Source organism: Microbacterium sp. NPDC076911 (genome assembly GCF_040687125.1).
Classification (GTDB): Bacteria; Actinomycetota; Actinomycetes; order Actinomycetales; family Microbacteriaceae; genus Microbacterium.
Genome location: NZ_JBFBMP010000006.1, coordinates 307,710 through 332,175 on the forward strand (window position 1 = coordinate 307,710; position 24,466 = coordinate 332,175).

17 protein-coding genes, 1 tRNA gene, 1 other RNA gene and 1 pseudogene are annotated in these 24,466 nt (G+C 61.1%); 10 read left to right on the forward strand and 10 right to left on the reverse strand.

Features of this window, described 5'->3' with window-relative positions; genetic code table 11:
- Window positions 1-53: 53 nt before the first annotated feature.
- The 3 genes from AB0O81_RS11895 to AB0O81_RS11905 form a co-directional block, all read right to left on the reverse strand.
- The gene (locus tag AB0O81_RS11895) at window positions 54-3,056 is read right to left on the reverse strand and encodes a bifunctional [glutamine synthetase] adenylyltransferase/[glutamine synthetase]-adenylyl-L-tyrosine phosphorylase (protein ID WP_363584500.1); all 3,003 of its coding nucleotides are present in this window, start codon (window positions 3,054-3,056) and stop codon (window positions 54-56) included.
- Window positions 3,057-3,073: 17 nt separating this feature from the next.
- The gene (locus AB0O81_RS11900; RefSeq protein WP_363584502.1) at window positions 3,074-4,411 is read right to left on the reverse strand and encodes a glutamine synthetase family protein; all 1,338 of its coding nucleotides are present in this window, start codon (window positions 4,409-4,411) and stop codon (window positions 3,074-3,076) included.
- A gap of 67 nt (window positions 4,412-4,478) precedes the next feature.
- Complete coding sequence (locus tag AB0O81_RS11905) at window positions 4,479-4,676, reverse strand: SPOR domain-containing protein (protein WP_363584504.1); 198 nt, start codon at window positions 4,674-4,676, stop codon at window positions 4,479-4,481.
- A 95-nt stretch (window positions 4,677-4,771) separates the two neighbouring features.
- Between AB0O81_RS11905 and ppgK the strand changes: the two genes are divergently transcribed.
- Entirely contained in the window at window positions 4,772-5,533 is a 762-nt protein-coding gene (gene ppgK, locus AB0O81_RS11910) for a polyphosphate--glucose phosphotransferase (protein ID WP_363584506.1), read from the forward strand.
- A gap of 52 nt (window positions 5,534-5,585) precedes the next feature.
- On the opposite strand, the gene rnpB is transcribed toward ppgK, so the two are convergent.
- The 4 genes from rnpB to AB0O81_RS11930 all read right to left on the reverse strand — a co-directional run bounded on the left by rnpB (window position 5,586) and on the right by AB0O81_RS11930 (window position 8,642).
- Window positions 5,586-5,951, reverse strand: an RNA gene (gene rnpB, locus AB0O81_RS11915) — RNase P RNA component class A.
- 44 nt (window positions 5,952-5,995) lie between these two features.
- Entirely contained in the window at window positions 5,996-7,738 is a 1,743-nt protein-coding gene (locus AB0O81_RS11920; RefSeq protein WP_363584508.1) for a bifunctional 3'-5' exonuclease/DNA polymerase, read from the reverse strand.
- Window positions 7,719-8,450 (reverse strand): C4-type zinc ribbon domain-containing protein, encoded by a 732-nt coding sequence (locus AB0O81_RS11925; RefSeq protein WP_363584510.1) that lies wholly within the window; start codon window positions 8,448-8,450, stop codon window positions 7,719-7,721. Before AB0O81_RS11925 ends, AB0O81_RS11920 begins: the two co-directional genes overlap by 20 nt.
- A 119-nt stretch (window positions 8,451-8,569) precedes the next feature.
- A tRNA-Val gene (locus AB0O81_RS11930) sits at window positions 8,570-8,642 on the reverse strand.
- 186 nt (window positions 8,643-8,828) lie between these two features.
- Here AB0O81_RS11930 and aceE point away from each other — a divergent pair.
- The 6 genes from aceE (at window position 8,829) to AB0O81_RS11960 (ending at window position 16,421) form a co-directional block, all read left to right on the forward strand.
- Window positions 8,829-11,558 (forward strand): pyruvate dehydrogenase (acetyl-transferring), homodimeric type, encoded by a 2,730-nt coding sequence (gene aceE / locus AB0O81_RS11935; protein WP_363584512.1) that lies wholly within the window; start codon window positions 8,829-8,831, stop codon window positions 11,556-11,558.
- 8 nt (window positions 11,559-11,566) lie between these two features.
- Window positions 11,567-12,784: a helix-turn-helix domain-containing protein gene (locus tag AB0O81_RS11940; protein ID WP_363584514.1), complete on the forward strand. Its 1,218-nt coding sequence runs from the start codon at window positions 11,567-11,569 to the stop codon at window positions 12,782-12,784.
- An 83-nt stretch (window positions 12,785-12,867) separates the two neighbouring features.
- The gene (locus AB0O81_RS11945) at window positions 12,868-13,782 is read left to right on the forward strand and encodes an ACP S-malonyltransferase (RefSeq protein WP_363584516.1); all 915 of its coding nucleotides are present in this window, start codon (window positions 12,868-12,870) and stop codon (window positions 13,780-13,782) included.
- Between the two features lie 15 nt (window positions 13,783-13,797).
- Window positions 13,798-14,799 carry a beta-ketoacyl-ACP synthase III gene (locus AB0O81_RS11950; protein WP_363584518.1) on the forward strand — a complete coding sequence of 334 codons (1,002 nt, stop codon included), beginning with the start codon at window positions 13,798-13,800 and terminating at the stop codon, window positions 14,797-14,799.
- Between the two features lie 74 nt (window positions 14,800-14,873).
- Complete coding sequence (locus AB0O81_RS11955) at window positions 14,874-15,122, forward strand: acyl carrier protein (RefSeq protein WP_337337981.1); 249 nt, start codon at window positions 14,874-14,876, stop codon at window positions 15,120-15,122.
- A gap of 60 nt (window positions 15,123-15,182) precedes the next feature.
- Entirely contained in the window at window positions 15,183-16,421 is a 1,239-nt protein-coding gene (locus AB0O81_RS11960; RefSeq protein WP_363584521.1) for a beta-ketoacyl-[acyl-carrier-protein] synthase family protein, read from the forward strand.
- A gap of 150 nt (window positions 16,422-16,571) precedes the next feature.
- Here the strand turns inward: AB0O81_RS11960 and AB0O81_RS11965 are convergent, their stop codons facing one another.
- A complete protein-coding gene (locus AB0O81_RS11965) occupies window positions 16,572-17,075 on the reverse strand; it encodes a DUF3145 domain-containing protein (RefSeq protein WP_363584523.1) in 504 nt (167 codons plus the stop codon).
- Window positions 17,076-17,275: 200 nt separating this feature from the next.
- Window positions 17,276-18,049, reverse strand: a complete 774-nt coding sequence (locus AB0O81_RS11970) for a hypothetical protein (RefSeq protein ID WP_363584525.1) — start codon at window positions 18,047-18,049, stop codon at window positions 17,276-17,278.
- A 170-nt stretch (window positions 18,050-18,219) separates the two neighbouring features.
- Here AB0O81_RS11970 and AB0O81_RS11975 point away from each other — a divergent pair, with 170 nt between their 5' ends.
- Window positions 18,220-20,238 (forward strand): DUF262 domain-containing protein, encoded by a 2,019-nt coding sequence (locus AB0O81_RS11975; RefSeq protein WP_363584527.1) that lies wholly within the window; start codon window positions 18,220-18,222, stop codon window positions 20,236-20,238.
- A 627-nt stretch (window positions 20,239-20,865) separates the two neighbouring features.
- Window positions 20,866-22,599, forward strand: a pseudogene (locus AB0O81_RS11980) (bifunctional aldolase/short-chain dehydrogenase).
- 105 nt (window positions 22,600-22,704) lie between these two features.
- On the opposite strand, the gene AB0O81_RS11985 reads toward AB0O81_RS11980, so the two are convergent.
- A complete protein-coding gene (locus AB0O81_RS11985; RefSeq protein WP_363584529.1) occupies window positions 22,705-23,433 on the reverse strand; it encodes an SDR family oxidoreductase in 729 nt (242 codons plus the stop codon).
- 252 nt (window positions 23,434-23,685) lie between these two features.
- Here AB0O81_RS11985 and AB0O81_RS11990 point away from each other — a divergent pair, with 252 nt between their 5' ends.
- Window positions 23,686-24,354, forward strand: coding sequence for a nucleoside/nucleotide kinase family protein (locus AB0O81_RS11990; protein WP_363584556.1), 669 nt, complete (start codon window positions 23,686-23,688; stop codon window positions 24,352-24,354).
- Window positions 24,355-24,466: the final 112 nt, after the last annotated feature.

Sequence of the window (24,466 nt, forward strand, 5' to 3'; positions counted from 1 at the left end):
TTTAGACCGCTGAACAATGGGCCCCGGGAAACCGGGGCCCATTGTTGTGTTCACTATCCGTAAAAGAGCTTCTCGAATACACGACGTGATCGACGTGCGGTCGCGAGGTAATCTTCCTCAACGCGCGTAGCAGAGCGCGGCGGGTAGCCCAGCAGTCGACCGATGCCATCAAGTCTTTTGCGATCAGCTGGTAGCACATCGCTGGTCTGGCCTGACAGCAACGTATTCGCTGAGCGTAGCCGGCTCGACAGCCGCCACGCTTCGCCGAGTCGTTGCGCAGCAATCTCGGGAATGAGCCCCGCAGCACTCGCTGCCTCTAGCGTCGCTTGCGTTGAGGTCGTGCGCAGCTCCGGGTGGTCGTGACCGTGCTCGAGCTGAATAATCTGACACAACCACTCGACGTCACTGAGGGTCCCCGGGCCGAGCTTCAGATGGCGCGAGGGGTCTACGCCTTGCGGCAGCCGTTCATTCTCGACTCGTGCCTTGATGCGCTTGATTTCGCGCAGGCTCTGCGGGTCGACCGCGGCAGGGTAACGCACTTGGTCAGCCAGCTCCATGAACGCGGTGATCAGCTTGACGCTCCCCGCTACGCCACGAGCGCGTAGGAGCGCCTGCGCTTCCCAAGAGAGTGACCAACGGCGGTAGTACTCGGCGTAGGAATCCAACGATCGCACGATCGGACCATTGCGGCCCTCGGGTCGAAGATCTGCGTCAAGATCCAACGGCAGCCGGTGATCTTCCGAGTGCTTGCGAAGCTCAGCGACGATCTTTGTTGAAAGCGAGTGAGCGCGCTCAGCAGAAACGTCGTTCGCTCGGTAGACGTACATCACGTCGGCATCCGAGCCGAAGCCGAGTTCTGCACCCCCGAACCGGCCCATCGCGATGATGGAGAAATCCAACGAATCGTCTTCGGGCGGAACCACTTCACGTCGCACAGCGCGCAGCGTCGCCTGAATGGTCACGTCGGTGATGGTTGTGAGCGCGGCCGCGACTTCTTCGATCGTGATGTCACCGCCAATACCTGCCATGGCGGTGCGCAGTAGCTCACGCCGACGCAGCGCGCGCACTGCTCGCATAGCGTCGTCGATGCGAGTGTGGCGCGTCTGGATCGCACGCGCCTCTTGCTGCAACGCCGCTCCCGTGCGGGGTCGAAGTGCCGCCGGATCGTCTAGCCACGCGGCCGACTCCGGTATCCACTCCATCAGCTCACCGACGTAATGCGATCCCGATAGAGCGTGCGAGAGCGACTCTGCTGCGCCCGAGGAATCCCGAAGCATTCGCAAGAACCAATGGGTATCACCGAGTCTTTCGCTCAACCGTCTGAAGGCGATAAGGCCATAGTCAGGATCGACGCCGTCCGCAAACCAACGGATCATCACGGGCATGAGGTGGCGCTGAATGGTCGCCTTGCGGCTGAGGCCGGTGGTGAGCGCGGCAATATGGCGGAGCGCACCTGCAGGATCCACAAACCCGATTGCCGCCAGGCGATCGCGAGCCTGGTCAGTGGACAGGACTCGTTCTTCTGCCGGCAGAGATGCCACCGCAGACAGCAACGGTCGGTAAAACAGCCGCACGTGTATCTCACGTACCTCGCGTTTGACTCGCTCCCACTGATCCCAGATCTGTGGGCCTGTCTCGGCAAGTTTGGTGGCACGTGCAAGTATTCGCAGGTCGCTGCGATCCTCGGGCATCAAATGGGTCCGACGCAGGTGACGCAGCTGCACGCGGTGCTCAAGCAGGCGCAGAAAACGATAGTGATCCGAGAATGTGGATGCTTCAGTGCGTCCGATATACCCCTGTGCGACCAGCGAGTCAAGTGCATCCAAAGTGCCACGTTGTCGAATGCGCTCATCTGACAGGCCATGCACGAGTTGCAGGAGCTGCACCGTGAACTCGATGTCTCGAATGCCCCCGGGCCCGAGTTTGATCTGCAGTGGCACCTCTTCGCGAGGGATGTGTTCCGTTACCCGCTCTCGCATCCGTTGCACGTTGTCAACGAAGTTCTCGCGTGCAGCGCTGGTCCAAATCTTTGGCTGAACGGCATCGACGTACGCCGCCCCCAGCGCAGCATCCCCCGCGATGGGACGCGCCTTGAGAAGTGCTTGAAACTCCCAGCCCTTCGCCCATCGGTCGTAGTAGGCCAGATGGGAGTCAAGGGTGCGCACGAGGGCGCCTTGCTTGCCCTCGGGGCGCAGATTCGCGTCGACTTCCCACAGCGGAGGTTCGATCTCGATACTCGACACGCCTCGCATCGTCTGCAGCGCCAGCCGCGTGGCAATATCGACAATCCTGCTTTGCCCCAGCGCCTCTTCGGCCTCAGAATCTGCGCCGGCAACGAAGATTACGTCGACGTCGCTGATGTAGTTCAGTTCGCGGGCACCGGTCTTGCCCATTCCGATGATCGATAGCTGTGTGGCCGCGACGTCATCGCGCGGGAACAGCCCAACGCCCGCTGCTCCCCCAGACACTCGCGTACGAGCCACACACAGCGAAGCTTCCAAAGCGGCGCCGGCCGCATCTGCCAGTCGTGAGGCGACCCCCGCGATCTCGTTAATGGGAGAGTCGCTCAACAGGTCGTACGCTGCGATCTGAGCGAGGATACGCCGGTACCGCACGCGTAGCGCAACCCACGAGGTCTCAGAGCCGTCGGGGGCGAAGCCGTCTTTCGCCCCCACAGACTCAAGCATCGAGGCAAGCAGGTCTTCGGAGCTAGGGAGCGCGCCAAAGGTGTGGATCTGATTGATCTCTTCGGGATGCCTCAGATAGAACTCACCGAAGCCGGTAGATGCTCCCAGCAACGCCCAGAGCGTTCGCCATCCGAGGGTGCTCTGCTTCAAGGCGCGCACCGGAGCAGCGTCCCGTCGGACAATCGATACGAGCGCGCTGATCGCCCCGTCTGGGTCTGCCGCGACGCTGACGTCGCTGAGCAGTTCGTCGCGTGTCAGCCCGGTTTCAGCGCTGAGCTCTTCGAGATACTCGTCCGCATCTCGAAGATCGCCGAATCCGAGCCGTGCCAGTGGTGTGAGTGAAGAGCCGGGGCGTTCGCTGGGAGCCATACGTCAGTCGCGTGGCGTCAGAGCATCTCAAGGTTGCTCTTGAGCTCGAACGGGGTCACCTGCGAACGATATGCCTGCCACTCCTGGCGCTTGTTCAGCAGCACGTAATTGAACACTTGCTCGCCGAGCGTTTCGGCGACCAGTTCTGACTCCTGCATCAGTTCGAGAGCATGGTCAAGGCTCGCCGGCAGTGGATCGTAGCCGAGCGCGCGACGCTCTGAGTCGGTGAGAGACCAGACGTTGTCTTCTGCCTCGGGCGGGAGCTCGTACTCTTCTTCAATTCCCTTGAGGCCCGCTGCTAAGAGAAGCGCGTACGCGAGATAGGGGTTGGCGGCTGAGTCGAGCCCACGGTACTCGACGCGCGACGATCCACCCTTGTTGGGCTTGTACATCGGTACACGCACGAGCGCGGAACGGTTGTTGTGGCCCCAGCAGATGAAGCTCGGGGCCTCGTCGCCGCCCCAAAGTCGCTTGTACGAGTTCACAAATTGGTTGGTAACCGCCGCAATTTCGCCAGCGTGCTTCAACAGCCCTGCGATGAATTGGCGTCCAACCTTCGAAAGCTGGTATTCGCCACTCTCGTCGTAAAACGCATTGACATCGCCCTCGAAGAGCGACATGTGGGTGTGCATACCGCTACCCGGCTTGCCGCCCAAAGGCTTGGGCATAAACGTCGCATAGACGCCTTGTTCGATCGCAACTTCTTTGATGACCGTGCGGAAGGTCATGATGTTGTCGGCAGTAGCGAGCGCATCTGCGTAGCGAAGGTCGATCTCGTTCTGGCCCGGACCACCCTCGTGGTGGCTGAACTCCACCGAGATGCCCAAGTCTTCGAGCATGCGCACTGAGCGACGTCGGAAGTCGTGCGCCGTTCCGCCAGGCACGTTGTCGAAGTAGCCGGCCGAGTCCACCGGCTGTGGGCCTTCGGGTCCGTATGACGACGACTTCAGAAGGTAGAACTCGATCTCAGGGTGCGTATAGAAGGTGAAGCCGGCGTCGGCCGCTTTCGCCAGGGCACGCTTCAGCACATGACGCGGATCAGCAACTGCCGGTTGACCGTCGGGCGTAGTGATGTCGCAGAACATACGACCGGTGGGATCGATTTCACCGCGCCACGGAAGCGTCTGAAACGTCGTCGGGTCTGGATGGGCGAGCAGATCGGATTCGTATGACCGAGTGAGTCCCTCGATGGCAGAGCCATCAAAGCCGAGGCCCTCTGTGAAGGCACCTTCGACTTCCGCCGGGGCGATCGCCACCGATTTCAAGGTGCCGATCACGTCTGTGAACCACAGACGAACGAACTTGACTCCTCGCTCTTCGATTGTCCTCAGAACGAAGTCACGCTGCTTGTCCATCGCATCCTCTCCAGTGCCGGGCGCGGCCTTAGCCAGACTACTGGTCGCGCGTTACGAAACCTGACAATCAGGCAGAACCCCAGTTGTCTTCTTTTGACTCCTCGTCAGCCCACGCGCGCGAGCGCGCTTTCAGAGTTTCAGGAGCTGCCGCTGCTTCTTCGGCGGTATCGAACGGGCCAGCGCGGTCAATGGCGGGCGATTCGAAGCCCTTTTCGACCTCGCCGGTTTTCATGTTGTACCAATACTTCTCGTTGTCACCGGTCATCGTGGATCTCCTCCAATGAAGCGGGTTCCCGCCGTTGTTGTCATCCTAACGACCCGCGTTCAACCGATGGGGCCCTCGCTCGATAGGCTTGCAATATGGCATCTCAGGAGACCCGCGCGGTCGGCGTAGATATTGGCGGCACGGGAATCAAGGCAGGAATCGTTGACCTCGACCGCGGCGAACTGATCAGCGACCGTGTGAAAGTTGCGACACCGGCGGGTGCTGAGCCCAAAGATGTTCTCGCAGCCGTCACCCAAGTGCTTTCGATCCTTGAGGTAGAAGATGCCTCGATTCCGCTCGGGGTGGCTTTCCCCGCGATTGTGAAGCACGGTCGTACCTTGTCAGCCGCAAACGTGTCTGACAAGTGGATCGGGTTTGAAGCAGAGAAGTTCTTCGAGAAAGGACTCGGCAGAGATATCCATTTCGCCAATGACGCTGATGTCGCGGGCGTTGCTGAGCTTCGATACGGCGCAGCGAAAGACCAAGAGGGCTTAACAATCCTGACAACGCTGGGCACCGGTATCGGCTCGGCGCTCTTGTATGACGGCGTTTTGGTGCCTAACTCAGAGTTGGGGCATGTGCACCGGCCGGGCCACAAGAGCGACGCGGAAGCGTACGCTGCGTACTCCGCCATGGAGCGCGAAGAACTCTCATGGAAACAGTGGGCGAAGCGGCTGCAGTGGTACTACGGTCACATCGAGTTTCTCTTCAGCCCTGACCTGCTCGTGGTCGGCGGCGGCGTGTCCAAGCATTCAAAGCATTTCTTGCCGTTGCTCGACCTAAAGACGCCGATTGTCCCGGCGGTGCACCGCAATAACGCCGGTATCATCGGCGCGGCGGCGCTCTCGCTCGGCTGACATCAGGGGCGCAGCGGCGTCACCGCTTCCGCGATGAAGCTGCGGTAGTGAACGAATGGGCCGGCCTGTACGCCGGGTTCTGTTCGGGGGCTAGCGCCCCTCTGATGACCATCTATCTCGGCGACACGTTGCCGTGCCGCTCTAGCGGCCTACCCGGGGACTCGGCGAGCCGCGTCAACATCCCCTGTCTGGCCTTGCTCCGGGCGAGGTTTACCTTGCAGACCGTGTCACCACGATCTCGGTGGTCTCTTACACCACCGTTTCACCCTTACCGGGCACGCCCGGCGGTCTATTTTCTGTGGCACTGTCTCGCGGATTACTCCGGGTGGGTGTTAGCCACCGCCCTGCCCTGTGGAGCCCGGACGTTCCTCGGCGCGAAGCGGTGAACCGCTCACGACGTGATCATCCAGCCGACCCATTCGCAACAGCGATCCTATCTGGGTCGAGAGCGCTCTGAGACTGTCACTCCTTTGCCGCCGAGTCTGCAATGCTCACGTCGAGCGGAAAGTCGACCCGAAACTCGCCAAACAATAGCCGCCCGGCTGCTTCGGCGGCGGCTCGCACTGCTTCTGCGGCAGCGGCCGCTTGCGACTCGTGCGCATGCACGATCACCTCATCGTGCAAGAAAAATGCCAGGTGCGCTTGCCTGCCGAACACGGTGCCAGACGCCGTCGCCCGTTCGGTAGCCGGAGCTGGAGGCAAGCGAGCCAGCCTCGAGCGCAGATCTCCGAGCCACGCCAGGGCCCACTCGGCGGCCGTGCCCTGCACGATGTAGTTTCGCGTAAATCGGCCGCGGTCTCGTGCCAAGCGCCGTGCTCGAGCGACTTCGGCCTCGGATGCGGTTGAGTCGCTTGCTTGCGCTTGCGCGAGTTGCCAATCCACTGATGGCGGTGGGCAGGTGCGACCCAGCCAGGTTCTCACCGTGCCGCCGTTTTCCCCGGTTTGGGCCGCGCTGTCAACGAGAGCCATCGCGCGGGGATAGCTTCGCCGCAAACGCGGGACCAGCCGGCCAGATTCCCCCGACGTGGCGCCGTACATCGCGCCGAGCATAGCGATCTTCGCCTCTGACCGACTCGCAATCGTTCCAGAATTGACAATCCCTGCGTAGAGATCACGGCCAAATGCTGCGTCAGCGAGGTTCGTGTCGGCCGCCATTGCCGCAAGGACGCGGGGTTCGAGTTGTGCCACATCGGCGACAACGAGCTTCCACCCGGGATCGGCATGCACAGCGCTGCGCAGCTGACGGGGAATCTGCAGTGCTCCCCCACCCGAAGACGCCCAACGCCCGGTGACCACTCCACTCGGCACGTACACGGGACGGAAGCGCTCGTCATGCACCCATTCATCGAGCCATGCCCACCCGTTGGCCGATAGCAGGCGGGTCAGCTTCTTGTATTCAAGAAGGGGCGCAATGACAGGATGCTGTTGCTCGGCAAGTTCCCACCGGCTTGTCGATTCCACCAAGACACCCGCGCGATGCAATGCGCGTATTAGCTTGGGCTGGGAATCCAGGCTGACGCTGCTATCGCCGAGAAGCTCGCCGATCTGCTGTCGGAGCTGAAAGATTTGCGTGGGTATGCCAGTAGTTGTGTCGCGTGTGCCAAGGCTGTCGTGCAGAATCTGCTCATGCGCTTCGCGGCTCCAGGGGAGGCCAGCAACATGAAGCTCGCTCGCGACGAGCGCGCCCGCTGATTCAGCCGCCGTGAGTAGCCGCAAACGGTTGGGATCGGTGCTCTGTGTGATGGCGGCTTGTTGGCGTGCGAATTCCGCGACGGTCTCATCGACATCGGCGGGCAGTTCATCCCGCGCGGTGTCGGAATCCCAGTCGAACAGCGCAGGTTGGCGGGGCACAACAGCCTCGTACGGCGGCGCATGCCAGCGAGATGCGGCCCGTAGCGCCGCCGCATCCACTACGAGATCTGAAGCCGCTAGAACGAGGTGTGAGAGCCGAAGATCGTGGCACCGCGAAACTTGAAGGCCCGCTCGGAGCAGTCGCGGGTACCACCGTGGCGTGTCATTCCACACCCAGCGTGGGGCGGAGGTTGACTCGCGCTCGATCGCCCAGCCGGGAAAGTCTGCTGCGCTCAATTCGACGCGTTCTAGGGTGACGCCTGCGGCATCGAGTACGACAGCGTGTACACGCTCGCCGGATGTGCCGAGCGCTACCCAGCCGTGGCGGGCGCCGTCAGAGACCGGAGTCCTCACCGCGCACCAGAATGCACCCGCATTCGGGGCAATGTACGACGGCGTCTGGCGCGGCCGCGCGAACCTTTTGTAGGTCAGTGCCAGACAAAACCATGTTGCACGCGCTGCACGTGCGTCGAACGAGTTCGCCTGCTCCGTTGTCGCGCTGCGAGATGCTGTCATACAGCGCGAGCAAGTCGCCAGCTACGTTTTTCGCAACAGCGATGCGGTCTCTTGTCGCGGCCTCAACCTCGGCGGTGGCTTCTGCCACATGCCGCTTTGCCCCAGCGCTCAGCTCGGCGCCTTCAGCATTGGTGGTTGAGATGAGCGACTCTTGTTCGGCGACGGCAGCGTCGGCGGCCTCGAGCCGTTCCATTACGGCGATCTCGCCGTCTTCGAGCTCACTCTTGCGACGTGCGAGCGACTCAAGCTCATGTTCGAGCCCGGCGATCTCCTTCGTGTTGCTCGACACCGCGAGACGCTCGGTGTCGCGTACACGGCGAGCGTCGACTACTTCGACGTCGGATTCGATTCGCGACAACTCGGTGCGCAAGTCATCGCGAACACCGAGTCGTAGCGCCAGTTCTTGGGAGAGCACTTGGCGCTGTGCGAGCAGCTCCTTGATTCGCGCAGCCTGTGGAGCATTCGCTCGCGCGTGCTCGGCGCGACGGATTCGAGCATCGAGGTCGGAAACCTCAAGAAGGAGGCGCTGGTCTGCGGGGCTGGCATTCACGGATCAAACCTAACCGACGCGGGGGCCTACGCGTGAAAGGCAGGCGCTCGCGTTGCTCCGCCGCGCACAATTTCACAACTTCCTGCCAGCGTGCGTGAAATGCCGACTCGCACTTGGAGTGGGCCCTGCCGGGATCGAACCGACGACATCCACGGTGTAAACGTGGCGCTCTACCAGCTGAGCTAAAGGCCCTTCGCGACAAGTCTACGAGACTTCAGCCCGATTCCGCGAAACGAAGACATGTGTCTCCTTCGGTACCGGCCCGACACGCTCAAACTCGCTAGGCTTAGGATTGGCGTTTTGTGTAAGTCGAACAATGCCCAACCCGCTTTGATAGTGATTCCCTGGCACGATCTGCCAGACGACGAAAGGTCTTCTGTGACTGTCAACGATCAGGATCCGTATTCGCAGGCTCCCCTCGACAGCGATCCCGATGAAACTGCCGAGTGGCAGGAATCCCTTCAGCAGCTCGTGCAAGCCCGTGGCCACGGCCGTGGGCGCGAGATCATGCTGAGCCTGCTCCACACGTCACACGAGCTTCAGCTCAACGTGCCGCAGGTGCCGACCACTGACTACATCAACACGATTGCTCCCGACAACGAGCCCGATTTCCCAGGCGACGAAGAAATCGAGCGCCGCTATCGCCGCTGGGTTCGGTGGAACGCAGCTCTCACCGTGCACCGCGCGCAGCGCCCTGGTATCGGCGTGGGCGGGCACATCTCGACCTATGCGTCGTCAGCATCGCTGTATGAAGTCGGCTACAACCATTTCTTCCGCGGACTTGATGATCCAGAAGGTGGAGACCAGGTATTCATCCAGGGGCACGCGTCCCCCGGCACCTACGCGCGTTCGTTCCTTGAAGGACGACTCACCGAGAACCAGCTTGATGGGTTCCGTCAAGAGAAGTCGAAGGCTCCCGACGGGCTGCCGTCGTATCCACACCCGCGGCTCATGCCCGAATACTGGCAGTTCCCGACCGTTTCGATGGGGCTTGGCCCGATCAACGCCATCTACCAGGCGATGACGAATAAGTACCTCACCAACCGTGGCATCAAAGATGTCTCCGACTCGCACGTGTGGGCATTCCTCGGCGATGGCGAGATGGATGAAGTGGAAAGCCGTGGCCAGCTTCAGGTCGCTGCCAATGAGGGCCTCGACAACCTGACCTTCATCGTGAACTGCAACCTGCAGCGCCTTGACGGACCAGTTCGTGGAAACGGCAAGATCATCCAGGAGCTTGAGAGTTTCTTCCGAGGTGCGGGCTGGAACGTGATCAAGGTCGTCTGGGGTCGCGGCTGGGATCAGCTGCTTGCGAAAGACGACGACGGTGCATTGGTGCGTTTGATGAACAGCACCCCCGACGGAGACTTCCAGACCTTCCGCGCTGAAGACGGAGCCTACATCCGGGAGAATTTCTTCGGCCGCGACGAACGTACTGCGGCTCTAGTCAACGACTGGAGCGACGACCAGATCTGGGGCGACCTACGCCGTGGTGGTCTCGACTACCAGAAGGTGTACGCGGCATACAAGAACGCCCGCGAGCACAAGGGGCAGCCGACTGTCATTCTCGCGAAGACGATCAAGGGCTACGGTCTCGGCCACCACTTCGAGGGGCGCAACGCGACGCACCAGATGAAGAAGATGAGCCTGCAAGACCTCAAACACTTCCGCGACTCAATGCGAATTCCGGTCTCAGACGCGCAGCTCGAAGAAAACCCATACGAGCCTCCGTACTACAACCCTGGACCGCAAGACGAGACGATCCAGTACATGCAGGAGCGCCGCCGTGCTTTGGGCGGTTTCCTGCCCGAGCGTCGCACGCATCACGTCGGTCTGCAATTGCCCGGTGATGCGACATACGCTTTGCCCAAGAAGGGCTCCGGCACGCAGGAGATTGCCACGACGATGGCATTCGTTCGACTGCTGAAAGATCTGTTGCGAGCGAAGGACTTCGGGCACCGAATCGTGCCGATTATTCCCGACGAAGCACGCACCTTCGGCATTGACGCGTACTTCCCGACGGCGAAGATCTACAACCCGAACGGTCAGAACTACACGTCGGTCGACCGCGAGTTGTTGCTTGCTTATAAGGAGAGCCCGCAGGGTCAGATCCTTCACGTCGGCATCAACGAGGCTGGAGCAGTGGCGGCGTTCACAGCCACGGGAACGTCATATTCAACTCACGGCGAGCCCCTCATCCCCGTTTACGTCTTCTACTCGATGTTCGGATTCCAGCGCACCGGCGACGCACAATGGGCCGCCGGAGACCAGATGGCGCGCGGATTCATCATCGGCGCTACGGCGGGACGTACAACCCTCACGGGTGAGGGCCTGCAACACGCGGACGGTCACTCGCACTTGCTCGCATCGACCAACCCTGCAACCGTGTCGTACGACCCCGCTTACGGCTACGAGATCGCGCACATCGTGCGCGCTGGCATCGAGCGCATGTACGGCGGGGAGCACTCCGACCCCAACGTCATGTATTACATCACCGTCTACAACGAGCCGCTGGTGCAGCCCGCTGAGCCCGAAGACGTCGACGTCGATGGAATCCTGCGCGGTATTCACCGCATCTCGGTTGGCGAAGGAGAAGGGCCGCGCGCTCAGCTGCTCACTTCGGGCGTGGGCGTGCTCTGGGCGAAGGAAGCTCAGCAGTTGTTGCGCGACGATTGGGGCGTGATCGCTGACATCTGGTCAGTGACCTCATGGACCGAGTTGCGTCGCGACGGCCTCGCTGCCGATGAGCACAACTTCTTGCACCCCGAAGAAGAGCCACAGACCGCTTACATCACGAAGAAGCTCGCTGGCGCGGAAGGCCCTGTCATCGCCGTGAGTGATTTCATGCACGCTGTGCAAGACCAGATCCGCCCCTGGGTGCAGCACCAGTTCGCGACCTTGGGCGCAGATGGCTTCGGCTTCTCTGACACCCGTGCGGCTGCTCGCCGATTCTTCAAGATCGATGGGCCTTCGATGGTGGTTCGCACCCTTCAGGCGCTTGCCGCCGAGGGCAAGGTTGATCGCTCACTGTCCGCTCAGGCCATTGAGAAGTACAAGCTGCACGACGTAACCGCTGGCACGAGCGGCAACGCGGGCGGCGAGAGCTGATCGCATAGATGCCCGCCTCGATCGACCCACAGGCCAAGGCCGAGACTCTTGCCTGGCTCAGGCGAATCTCGGGCGAGATTGCCACAACGACGATCAAACGGCTCGACGATACCCTTCCGTGGTACGCCGAGATGCCGCCCGCGCGGCGATCGTCGGTGGGGTTGGTTGCACAGGCGGGCATCGCAGCGTTCATTCAGTGGTACGACGACCCCGGGGGCACACCCTGGATCGCCGCGGATATCTTTGCCGCAGCACCTCGCGAACTGCTTCGCAGCGTCAGCTTGCAGCAGACGTTGCAGCTCATTCGCGTGACGGTCGAAGTAACCGAAGAGCGCGTCCGTGGTCGCGGCGACGATCTGCGCGAAGCGATTCTGCTCTACTCGCGTGAGGTAGCGTTCGCGTCTGCCGATGTGTATGCCCGAGCAGCCGAAGCACGCGGACTTTGGGACGCTCGGCTTGAAGCGCTCGTCGTCGATTCGATTCTCACCGGCGAATCTGACGAAGAACTGCCCAGCCGAATCGCGGCGCTTGGCTGGCACGGACACGGCGAGGTCGCGGTGCTGGTGGGCACGACTCCTTCGCAGTTCGACATCGACCAGCTGCGGCGTACTGCTCGCAAGCTGGGCGTTGATGTGCTGATCGGCGTGCAGGGATCTCGCCTCGTCCTTGTCGTCGGGCGTTCTGTCGCACCGAACTCCTCTGAAGACCCCGAAGGTGAGTTGGCCTTCGTCGAGATCGCGAAGCGACTTGAGCCCGGCTTCGGTGCTGGTCATTTGGTGCTGGGACCGACGGTCCCCGCCCTCGTTGATGCCGGTCAAAGCGCGCGAGGCGCGCTTGCAGGTTTCGCAGTGGCACGTGCATGGCGACACGCGCCTCGGCCGGTAGAAGCAGACGACTTGCTCCCTGAACGCGCGCTCGCAGGTGATCCACTTGCAAAGCAGACGCTTGTTGAGCGCATCTATCGTCCGCTGCAGTCGCACAGCGCCGATCTGGTCACCACGCTGTGGAGCTACCTCGACAACGGCCGCTCACTGGAAGCAACGGCGCGCGAGCTCTTCGTGCATCCAAACACTGTGCGCTACCGTCTCAAACGAGTCTCGGATGTCATCGGTTGGGATGCCACCGGCCCGAGAGAGGCGCTGATCTTGCAGACTGCGCTGATCTTGGGCTCGGTGGGTTCAGAAGCGAACCGTCGGCGGATGCCGACACGCCGCCCGTCACATTAACTGTATGTCTCACACAAAGGTTCTTTGGATTCTTGTGAGAGCATCGCCAGAGCGAGCCTGACTGTGCCTGACAGGATGGATAGGTGAAGATCGCCGTATTCCCAGGACAAGGCTCGCAGTCTCCCGGTTTTCTCGCGCCATGGCTCGAGATTGATTCCGCTCGCGAGCAACTATCCCGTTACTCCGATTACGCCGAGATCGATCTCGTCGCAGCCGGGACTGAATGGGATGCAGACCGAATCCGTGACACGCAGGTCGCGCAGCCGCTTATTGTCGCAGCAAGCCTGTTGTCGTGGAATCTGTTGGCTGATCACGCTGCGATCGGAGCTGTCGCCGGCCACTCGGTCGGCGAGTTCGCCGCCGCGGTCGCGGCCGGAATACTGACCGACGAAGACGCGCTGCGCCTCGTAGGAATACGCGGACGAGCTATGGCCGAAGCCGCGTCACAGAGCGCCACCGGTATGAGCGCGGTCATCGGTGGAGACGAAGCCACAATTGTCGCCCGACTTGAAGAGCTTGATCTCACGCCGGCTAACTACAACGGCGGCGGCCAACTCGTCGTCGCGGGCTCCGTAGATGCGCTCGCCAGTCTCGCCGCCAGCCCTATTGCCGGAACGCGTGTCATCTCGCTCCCAGTCGCTGGAGCGTTCCACACCCGGTATATGCTCCCGGCTGTCGAGTCACTGCGCGCTGCTGCGGCCGCAACGGCGGTGTCAGAGCCCACGGTGACCATTCACACGAACAAAGACGGCTCGATCGTCAGCAGCGGAAGAGAGTTCATCGACCTGTTGGTGGCGCAAGTTGCCTCTCCGGTTCGGTGGGATCTCTGCATGTCGGCATTTGCGCAGGCCGAGGTTTCGGGCATTGTGGAACTATCGCCCGCAGGAGCTCTCACGGGCTTAGCGAAGCGTGCACTACGCGGTGTTCCCACCGTGGCCCTCAAGACCCCCGATGACCTTGAAGCGGCTGCGACGTTGCTCGGCGCCGTCAGCGAATAACAGGAAGCCGTTCCCATGAACCCCACCCTGACCCAATCCACCGGTCCTGCCCATACCCGGATCTACTCGTACGGCGCCGCTCGCGGCGAGATCGCAGTCGGGAACGACGAACTTGTCGGACCAATCGACTCAAGCGACGAATGGATCCGCCAGCGCACCGGCATCATCACACGCGTGCGCGCTACCGCCGATGTTGACGCCATCGACTTGGCAACCGACGCGGGTCGTGAAGCAATTTCACGATCCGGCGTGCCAGCGGACCAGATCGATGTCGTGATTGTGGCGACGATCAGCAACCCGAAACAGACGCCCTCGGTCTCGGCGATTGTGGCTGAAAGGGTGGGTGCGAACCCCGCAGCCGCCTACGACGTAAACGCCGCTTGCGCCGGATTTGCATATGCGGTCGCTCAAGCGGATGCGCTCATTCGTGCGGGAGCAGGACACTACGCGCTTGTGATCGGCACTGAGAAGCTCAGCGACGTGGTTGACCCCACCGATCGAAGCATCTCGTTCTTGTTGGGAGACGGGGCGGGTGCAGCCGTTGTTGGCCCAAGCGATTCTCCCGGCATCGGACCCACGGTGTGGGGTTCAGACGGATCGAAGGCAGACGCCGTCGGAATGAATCACACGCTGACAGAGTTCCGAGATGGCGTTTCGCCCTGGCCAACGCTTCGACAGGAAGGCCCGACTGTTTTCCGTTGGGCGGTTTGGGAAATGGTTAAGGTAGCGCGCGAGGCACTTGAAGTGGCGGGCGTACAAGCTGCCGACCTCGCAGCGTTTGTGCCGCACCAAGCCAATATGCGCATCATCGATGAGTTCGCGAAGCAACTCAAGTTGCCAGAAAGCGTCGTGATCGGGCGCGACATCGAAACCACTGGCAACACTTCTGCGGCATCGATCCCGCTCGCAACCCACCGGTTGCTCGAAGAGCATCCGGAGCTCAGTGGCGGCCTGGCTTTGCAGATCGGTTTTGGCGCGGGACTCGTTTTTGGCGCACAGGTCGTTGTGCTGCCGTGAGTTGAAGGCGTACGACTCTAGACTGATTCCCGGCCCGTCCGGGCAACCGACCCCAAAGAAAAACAGGAGAGATCATGGCATTCAGCACAGAAGAAGTTCTCGCAGGGCTCGCCGAGCTCGTTACGGACGAGACGGGAATCTCGGCTGACGAAGTTGCGCTCGAGAAGTCGTTCACCGAAGACCTCGACATTGATTCAATCTCGATGATGACGATCGTTGTCAACGCAGAAGAGAAGTTCGGCGTCACGATCCCCGACGATGAGGTCAAGAACCTCAAGACCGTGGGCGACGCTGTCACCTTCATTACGTCGAACCAGGCGTAGCGCCATCCCGGTGGGGGCAAACGCCCCCACCGGCACACAATCACGGAGAATCTTCATCTCATGACCATGTCTCGCATCGTTGTTACCGGCATCGGAGCTTCAACGCCGATCGGTGGTACAGCTAATGACAGTTGGGCCGCGCTGCTTGATGGCGTTTCCGGTGTCAGCAGCCTCGACTTCGACTGGGTAGCCCAGAATGATCTTCCTGTCACATTCGCGGCGCAGGCGGCGGTTCGTCCTGACAGCGTGCTTGAGCGTCCCGAGGCTAAACGGCTCGATCCGTCTGCGCAGTTCGCTCTGGTGGCCGCTCGTGAAGCATGGGCCGATGCCGGCAGCCCCGAAGTAGAGCCTGAACGCCTAGGTGTCGACTTCGCGACCGGCATTGGTGGACTCTGGACTCTGCTCGACGCGTGGGACACGCTTCGCGAGAAGGGGCCGCGCCGCGTCATGCCAATGACGGTCCCGATGCTGATGCCGAATGCAGCGGCTGCAGCTGTGTCGATGCACCTGAACGCCCGGGCGTATGCGCGCACGGTAGCTTCGGCGTGTGCCTCCAGCACGGAGTCGATTGTCAACGCCGTCGAGCATCTACGCCTCGGACTTGCCGATGTCGTCATCGCCGGTGGGGCTGAATCAGCCATTCACCCGCTGACGATGGCTGCGTTCTCGTCGATGCAGGCGCTGTCGAAGCGAAATGACGACCCTGCGACTGCGTCGCGACCATACAGCATCGATCGCGATGGATTCGTGATGGGTGAAGGTGCTGCTGCGCTCGTGCTTGAACGTGAAGATGACGCTCGCGCTCGCGGCGCCAAGATTTACGCTGCGGTAGTAGGCGGTGGGATCACCGCTGATTCGTACCACATCACGGCTCCCGAGCCTGAGGGCTTGGGTGCATCTCGCGCCGTGCGCCTCGCGCTCGAAGAATGTGGCGCTTCGCCCGATGACGTCACGCACATCAACGCGCACGCCACCTCAACGCCGACCGGAGACATCGCCGAATATCGCGCGTTGCGCAGCGTTTTTGGCGAGCGTGTGCACGACATTCCGGTCTCTGCGACAAAAGCATCCACCGGACACCTCTTGGGTGGCACGGGAGCATTGGAAGCGGTGTTCGCCATACTTGCTATCCGCGACAGGATTGCTCCCCCGACCATCAACATCTCGACTCAAGACCCAGAGATTCCCTTGAAGGTGTCAGGCACGGTCGCTTCCCTCCCTTCAGGTGACCAGCTTGTGATTAGCAACTCGTTTGGATTCGGCGGCCACAACGCTGTAGCAGCGTTCGCTTCGGTGTGAGAACCCCTCTCTGACAGACGAACGCCCTGTGCTCCTTGCGAGGAGTACAGGGCGTTCGTCGAGTCAGGCAACGATTCGTGTTTCCGCATCCCAGGACCTATGTCTTCCGAGTGGCGGTAATTGCGCCTCATCGCCTGAGGCTAGGTGAAGTCAACCAACTTTGTGAAGCCAGACCACGGACGCTTCGTCGCTGGCGTGACGGAATGGTTCGAGTTCCTCGTCCCACGCGGCACCGAGCGCGACATCAAGTTCGCGCTGGAGTTCAAAAGCATCGCCTGCCGCGAGTTCAATTGCATAGCGGATGCGATCCTCGCCGATGACGACGTTGCCCGCCGCGTCAGTCTGTGAATAGTGGATGCCGAGACCTGGCGTATGCAGCCATCTCCCGCCATCGCTTCGTGGCGTGGGGTCTTCGGTCACTTCGAAACGCAAATGCTCCCACCCGCGGATGGCGGTGGCTAGGGCTGCACCCGTTCCGGCGGCGCCCTCCCAGTAGAACTCGGCACGACGACTTCCCGCTAAGACAGGCTGTTCAGCCCAGTCGAAGTTCACCGCGCGTCCGAGGGCGCGACCAACAGCCCACTCTAGGTGTGGGCAAAGTGCTCTGGGTGCAGAGTGAACAAAGATCACTCCACGCGCCTGTGGTGTCGCCATCATCATCTCTCCGTTTCATCAGGTGCGTCTTCCCCTACGACCTGCCGGATTGGTGCGGCGACTGCTCTTAAGTTATGCCGCCATTATCGCTCAGCAACGCCACAAATAACAACAGTGTCATTCGGAAACGCCGAGAACGTGGCAAAAACAAAGTGCGGGACCCTGACATCCGGGCCCCGCACTGCTTTAGAAAGTGAGAATCAGGCTTCGCTCATCGCCTGAACCTCCACCTGGCCCTTGGCTGCGTAGTACGCGGCGCGCGCCGCATCCCGCCTTGCCTGTTCGACCTGACCAGCCTCGAAAACCTCCGGAGAAATCTCCACCTGGTCGGTGTGCGCCTTGCCGTTGTACTTCGCGATGTAGGCGTCGAGCTCGGGGCCTGAAGTCCACGAAGTGATCAGGCAGTAGCGCGGCTCGTCGCCGTTGTGTGTCGCGGCGTGCCAGAGACGCTGCGTGTCGACAATCAACTGTGCGCCAGCGGGCAAAGCGATCCGGTATTCCACGCTGGGATCAGTGCGGTTCTCGCGAAGCACGAAGTAGCTATCTTTGTCGTCGGTCAGGTTGAAGAACCCCCGCACGACCCAGCCGGTGCCATCAGGGTTCAAGCGATTATTGTCGTCTTGGTGCAGGTTGTACAGGCACTCGCCGTACGGCGTTGGCTGCAGCTCGATGATGCGGCAGCGCCCCACATTCGCTCCGGGCTCCTGCGCGCGGCGGGCCAGGTTCGGGGCCTTTTCAACCTGTGAATCGATCCAGACACCGTCTTTGTCGGTACGGGGCGGCTTGTGGTTCCAAAATCCATTGCATTCGATGGCGCCGAATGCACTCGCGAGTGGAGCGAAGCGCGTGTCGCCTGACGACTTCCAGTCGTTATATTCGACGTCGAGCCATTCCTGTGGATCGAGTTCCTGATTGTAGGAATCGAGCACTACAAAGCCGGTCTCTTCGAGAGCGGCAGACTTGATATAACCCATGAGTGAATCATGCCTTTCGTAGCGGGCCAGCACGTTTTTACAGGCCCTACTTAGGCAAGCCTACCTCTCGTGCATTAGCGGTTGCAGGGCAAGACACACCGTAGACTCAATCGACGGATGGGGTCTCCCTGCTGGGGATTCAGCAGCGCCAGGAGGGACGAAGACACACGATGCTCAACGCGACAAATATTGATGCCACCGCGACCAACACGATTACTTGGCTCGCGACAGGACAATGGAGCATCGTCGTTCCGGTGTATCAGCGGCAGTACCGCTGGGATATCGGTAGCTGTGAGCGGCTTCTCACTGACGTGCGTGCCGCCGCAGATTCTGATGCGAGACACATGCACTTCATCGGCTCCATACTCTCTAGCCTCAGCGGCGAGGCGACAGCAAACGCTGGTGCGGAACTGGTCTTGATCGACGGACAGCAGCGACTCACCACCCTTATGTTGTTGATCGCGGCGCTTCATCACACCGTGCGCGCGACGGATCCTGAACTGGCTGACGAACTGTTGCGGGTGTTGGTCATGTCCACCGACGCCAGCCGAACGAAGCTGCGCCCTCACAGCGCATGGGCCGAAGTTTTCGAGGACGTCGTGCTTAACCGGATGCCCGCGCAAGGCGCCCACCGTGAGTCGCGTTTCGATGACAATTATGCGTTCTTTCGCAGCCAGATAAGCGTTGAGGAGGCGCCTCGTATCTGGCGGGGGCTGCAGAAGCTTGAGCATGTCGCCATCACGCTGGGCGCCGGAGCTAACGCTCAGCAGATATTCGAGAGCCTCAACTCAACGGGCGAGCCGTTGCGCGACCACGAATTGATCCACAACTACATACTGATGGGCCTGTCTCACACGGAGCAGCGCGAAATCGAGAATGAGTACTGGATCCCGATTGAACTCAACACCGGAGATTCGATCGCCGCGTTTTGGCGACAATACTTGGTGATGGTTACAGGGCGCGAGGTCGCAGTATCGGGTGGGCGCGGCGTCTATGACACGTTTCGCCAAGTTTTTCCGCGCATCGAAGCTGCCCAATTGCGCGCATTCGCGCACGATTGGCGATCCTTCTCTGAGGTGTATCGAACACTGATGAATCCTGCGGAGGCGCCAGATTCAGAGCTTGCTCGGCAACTCCACTTTGCCAAGACTTTTGGCTCAAGCCTGTACCCGTTGATCATGCGTGACTACTCGGACTTGCTCGATGGTGCGCTTGCGCGTGAGGACTTCATTTCGCGGATTGAGAATGTGCAATCGTTGGCTCTGCGACGAGCGGTCGTTGGGCTGAGCAACGATCGAATCGTGGCTCGGCTCTGTCGCGCGAGAGAGAGCGGCGCGCGGGCGCTCGAGCGGGCGTTCGAACGCGTCACACCGTCGGATGCACGGGTGCGCGTTGCACTGAAGTACTCACCTCTCCCCTACCCCACCTACGTGCTTGCCCGGCTCGCTGATCTCAACACCACCAGTGGCCTGGGCATCGAACACATCGTTCCCGCTGCTCCAGCCGATTCATGGAGCGGGGACGGAGTTCGTACGTGGGCTCAACTCTCCGACGATGAGCAGAACAGCCATCGAGCTCTCGCCGATACCATCGGCAACCTCACCCTTCTCGAGGACGAACTTGCGCTCAGCGCGCTCGACAAGTCGTACACGGCAAAACGTCGGTTTTATGCGCGCAGCGCCGTGACTTTGACGGCTGCACTTGACGCTGTTCCTGCCTGGAACACGGCAGCGATCGCCGCCCGCTCCACGACGCTCATTGAGCGTTTCGTTGAAGTCTGGCGGCGTCCTGGTGAGCTGGCGATTGACGACGACGGTCTCACTCCGATCCTCGACGCCGTACGTCGGCGCGGCTGGCCTGCTGGGTGGGAAAGAGAGTTTGCCTATGTGGAGTATCGGGGCGAGCACTGGGAAGTGCCAGACATCAAGTACCTCTTCAACCGCGTGTTCAAGCGCCTTTGGGCCGATTCTCGTGACGCTGTGATCTCATACAACGCTCGACGCGGCGGTCCCGTCTATGAAGCCCGGTCATGGAACGGGCAGTGGGACAAACTCGACGACAGCCACCACCTCTATATGGGGTGGGATTCGAGCTATATGTTGACGGCCGTACAAGGGGTGTTAGAAGAAGCTGGCATTGCTCCGGAGGTCTTCATCAAATACTCCTATATCGGCAACGCGATGCGATAGCGGAAACATTGAAGGAGCCGTCCACAGGACGGCTCCTTCATCGGTAGGGCGGGTGGGACTTGAACCCACGATCGTCGGGTTATGAGCGTGTCCTATTCAGCATCCCGGTGAGGGAGCCGATTTCCCCTCGTGTACGAACCCGAATTGCGCTTCCACCCGCCCCCCTGTACACCGCTGTTTTGGACCTGTTTTCCGCATCTCCCGGCTGAGGAACGACCCGAGGCTTTGGCCGCACGATCGAGTCAGGCGATGACGCACCGATTGCCGTCTTCGTGCCCAACAGCGTGGGAAGTAAGTTCGGCGCCGACGCCGGCGGCATGGGCGTCAGTGCGGCGTTTGAACGTCTCGCCGAGCGCGCCGGCGTGCGGCTTATCGTGCCCGTAGGTGTCGAGGCGATGCGTTGCGGAACGCCGTGGAGCTCAAAAGGGTCGCGCACCTTGTGAACAGTGCGGGCATCGCCATCGAAATGCAAGATGCTGTCACGTTCGTCGACCGCGTCTTGGTGCCGCGCTCGGGTCCGGTGACTCCCCAGGTCGCGACGCTCACGTTGTATCCCTCCTGCTAATCGAATCGACTCGGCTTAGACCCTGCATTTCAACGCGTGGCAGAAGTCGTCTCTGAGCAGGTATCGGTACCCGATTCGTGCGTAGCAACCGCTTTGGCGCCGACCCCAAGAACACAAACTATGCGGGCGGCAACAAGTCGGCCAAGGGCATCGCCCGATCCCGTGACGGGTGAACCGGTCGAGCTGATGTGGGTCCAGGTGGCGATCTCGGCACGCTGCAAGAAAAGGCCTCGCTATGCTGCGCATGGAGCGCCTACGCGCGCTCGTCAACGTTTATCCCGGCATCGACCGAGAAGACGAAATGGTTGCGGCCTTTGACTACTGCCTGCACGGAAAGGGCGGCGCCGCGCCTTCGATTGACACCGCCATGCATGCGCTCGTCGATGCCGCTCACGTCGACCACCTGCACCCCGATGCCGGCATCGCCATTGCCACATCGGCCGATGGCCCGCGCGCTGACCTCGAATATCTTCGGCGACAAAGTGGTGTGGGTGCCCTGGCGTCGACCCGGCTTTCAACTCGGACTCGACATCGCCGAGATCAAGGCCAAAAACCCGGACGCTATCGGCTGCATTCTGGGCGGTCATGGCATTACCGCGTGGGGCAATACCTCAGATGCCGCAGAGAAAAACTCGCTCTAGATTATCGACACCGCCACGGCCTACATCGCCGAAAATGGCGCCGCCCAGCCCTTTGGCGCCAGCATTGCCGGTTTCGACGCGCGCCCCGAGAAGTCGAGCGCCGCGCGCGGGCCGCGGCCCTCGCCCCCACGATCCGTGGCCTTGCCCCGATCATTTCTTGCGCATCAAGGTGAAACCAATGGTGCTCGATCTTCCTAGCTCGGCAACGGAAGAAGAACAGATCGTGCGTTTGCATGAGCTACACCAGCAGTACCGCGCCGATTACCAGGCCTACTACGATGCCCATGCAACCGCCGATTCGCCGGCAATGCGCGGCGCCGAGGCGCTCTCTAGCTACGCCCCGATTTCTGAGACCGAGAAGTTTCGCATCGAGTACTGGGCGCTCGAAGAAGCGAAGCTGCAGCGGACGCCTCAACCCAAGAGCCATCAGGGGCGAGTAGCGTTCGTGACCGGCGCCGCATCGGGCATCGGCAAAGCGATCGCGACACGCCTGGCAGCTGAACGTGCATGCGTGGTTGTCGCCGACCTCGATCTTCAGAAAGCCCAGGCCGTTGCCGCAGAGCTAGGAAATACGGACGTCGCGATTGGTGTCGCCGCCAACGTCGCCGACGCCGACGGCGTTCGAGCGGCAGTTGATGCCACCGTGCTTGCCTTTGGGGGCAGCGATCTGGTGGTCAACAACGCAGGTCTGTCGCTGTCGAAGTCTCTGCTGGAGACAACCGAAAAAGACTGGGACCTGCAGCACGACGTCATGGCGAAGGGCTCGTTCTTGCTCTCGCAAGCGACCAAAGCCTTGATAGCGCAGAAGATGGGCGGCGCCATCATCTACATCTCCTCGAAGAACAGCATCTTTGCGGGCCCCAACAACATTGCGTACTCGGCAACGAAGGCCGATCATGCGCACCAGGTGCGCCTACTGGCGGTTGAACTCGGCGAACATGGTGTGCGCGTCAACGGCATCAACCCCGACGGCATCGTTCGAGGTTCCGGCATCTTCGCCGCGGGCTGGGGCGCGAACCGCACGATCCTCAAGCGCGAGGTCGTGCCCGAGAATGTTGCCGAGCCGTCCGCGTGCTTACCGGCCCGGAACTCACCCGCACGACAGACCTACAAATCCCCGTCGATTCGGGAGTTGCCGCCGCGTTTTTACGCTGACCAACAGCTGTCGCGCACGCGTAATCGAGCCCGGCTTGACCGGCGCGCGCAGCTCAAAGAGTAGCTTCAGCACCCGAACTCGCGAAGAGTGTGGGGGCTGAAGTGCTAGCGGCTTGAGTAGCCGCCATCAATCGGCAATGACACACCCGAGATCATGGCGGCGCCGTCGCTGAGGAGGAACACGACGGGCGCCGCGATGTCTTTCTCAGTCGCCCATCGGTGCAACGGCATGGCCTCAAGGAAGGGGCCCTCAATCTCGGGCCGACCCCAGTACCACGCCGACATGGGCGTCATGACGACGGTGGGGTTCACACTATTGACGCGGATGCCATATTCACCAAGCTCGAGAGCCGATACCCGCGTGATGCTATCGAGTGCCGCCTTGGATGACCCGTACGAAATATGCCCGGAAAGCGCAACCAGGCTTGCCTGGCTCGATACGTTCACGATCGCGCCGCCCAGTCCTCGACGTACCATTTCGCGTGAGGCATATTTCGTGACCAGAAGCGAGCCGCGGGCGTTTACGCTCATGACCTTGTCGAAGACCGAGATGTCTGTCTCCATCGGCGTCGCGATTTCGCCACCATAACCACCGCAATTAACGACACCGTAGAGGTCTTCTCCCTCAATCGCGCCGCGGATGCTCTCTTCGTCTTCGAGGTCGAAATCGAGCGGTTGCGCACCTGTTTCGTTCACAATCTCGGTCAGGCTCTCCGCGGTACGACCCGCGGCCAGAACATCGGCACCCGCCGCTATGAGCTGACGCACGATGGCGCCGCCGATACCTCCTCCCGCGCCCGTCACAAGAATTGTGCGACCGTCGAATTCACTCATGGACATACTCTCGTTTCACCGTTGAAAGAGGCCGAAGGAAGAACGCCGTTGCCTCGTGCTGATGTCATGCTAACCCGATGAATGCGCTTGTGACAACGGTGTCATCACGAATTGATCACTCAGCTTGACACCGGTGACATGGTCGCATTACGTTTCCTAAATGATCCCGCTTACTCAGGGGAGCATCCGCGTCATAGACGCAGCGCTCGACAGTGATGTCGACTCGAAAGAAGGAACTTTCACGTGACCCGTATGGTTGGCGACGAATCCTCGCCCCAGGCAAAGACCGAGAGCACGACGCAACTCGTTGAACGCGCTCGGTTGTGGGTGCAAAGCGGTGAGCGCAGAATCCTGGGCATCGTCGGTACTCCCGGCGCCGGAAAGTCCACGGTGTGCGAAGCACTCAAGACAGCACTCGGCGATAACGTCGTGATTGTGGGGATGGATGGATTTCACCTCGCCAATGCCGAGCTGGTGCGCCTGGGTCGCCGCAACAGAAAAGGTGCTCCCGATACGTTCGATACTGACGGGTACATTTCGCTTCTGGCGCGGTTGCGCTCGCAGACCGAAACGACAATTTATGCACCGCTATTTGAACGCTCGCTCGAAGAGTCAATCGGCTCGGCGGTTTCAATACGCGCTACCACTCCCCTGGTCATCACCGAGGGAAATTACCTGTTGCACGACGCACACGGCTGGGCCGGAGTAGCCGACCAGCTCGACGAATCGTGGTTTCTCGATGTCGACGGCGATGTTCGTCGCGACCGCCTTATCGCGCGACGCACGTCCTACGGCCATAGCCTCGCCGAGGCAACGACGTGGGTGCACGACGTCGACGAAGCAAACGCGGCCATCGCGGAAGGCTCACGCGAGCGCGCAGACCTCATTGTTCATCTCACCTATGAAGGAGATTCCGTATGACACTTACGACAACGACGCCGGTTTTGGAGGCGCGGGGTTTGTCTCGTCAGTTTGGTCATGTGCGGGCTTTGAACGACACGGACTTTGAGTTGTATCCGGGTGAGGTTACGGC

Bases quoted from the DNA above. Each gene is read 5' to 3' on its own strand.
- AB0O81_RS11895 (WP_363584500.1), bottom strand. From the start codon at position 3,056: ATGGCTCCCAGCGAACGCCCCGGCTCTTCACTCACACCACTGGCACGG.
- AB0O81_RS11900 (WP_363584502.1), bottom strand. From the start codon at position 4,411: ATGGACAAGCAGCGTGACTTCGTTCTGAGGACAATCGAAGAGCGAGGA.
- AB0O81_RS11905 (WP_363584504.1), bottom strand. From the start codon at position 4,676: ATGACCGGTGACAACGAGAAGTATTGGTACAACATGAAAACCGGCGAG.
- ppgK (WP_363584506.1), top strand. From the start codon at position 4,772: ATGGCATCTCAGGAGACCCGCGCGGTCGGCGTAGATATTGGCGGCACG.
- AB0O81_RS11940 (WP_363584514.1), top strand. From the start codon at position 11,567: ATGCCCGCCTCGATCGACCCACAGGCCAAGGCCGAGACTCTTGCCTGG.
- AB0O81_RS11950 (WP_363584518.1), top strand. From the start codon at position 13,798: ATGAACCCCACCCTGACCCAATCCACCGGTCCTGCCCATACCCGGATC.
- AB0O81_RS11955 (WP_337337981.1), top strand. From the start codon at position 14,874: ATGGCATTCAGCACAGAAGAAGTTCTCGCAGGGCTCGCCGAGCTCGTT.
- AB0O81_RS11960 (WP_363584521.1), top strand. From the start codon at position 15,183: ATGACCATGTCTCGCATCGTTGTTACCGGCATCGGAGCTTCAACGCCG.
- AB0O81_RS11965 (WP_363584523.1), bottom strand. From the start codon at position 17,075: ATGGCGACACCACAGGCGCGTGGAGTGATCTTTGTTCACTCTGCACCC.
- AB0O81_RS11970 (WP_363584525.1), bottom strand. From the start codon at position 18,049: ATGGGTTATATCAAGTCTGCCGCTCTCGAAGAGACCGGCTTTGTAGTG.
- AB0O81_RS11975 (WP_363584527.1), top strand. From the start codon at position 18,220: ATGCTCAACGCGACAAATATTGATGCCACCGCGACCAACACGATTACT.
- AB0O81_RS11985 (WP_363584529.1), bottom strand. From the start codon at position 23,433: ATGAGTGAATTCGACGGTCGCACAATTCTTGTGACGGGCGCGGGAGGA.
- AB0O81_RS11990 (WP_363584556.1), top strand. From the start codon at position 23,686: ATGGTTGGCGACGAATCCTCGCCCCAGGCAAAGACCGAGAGCACGACG.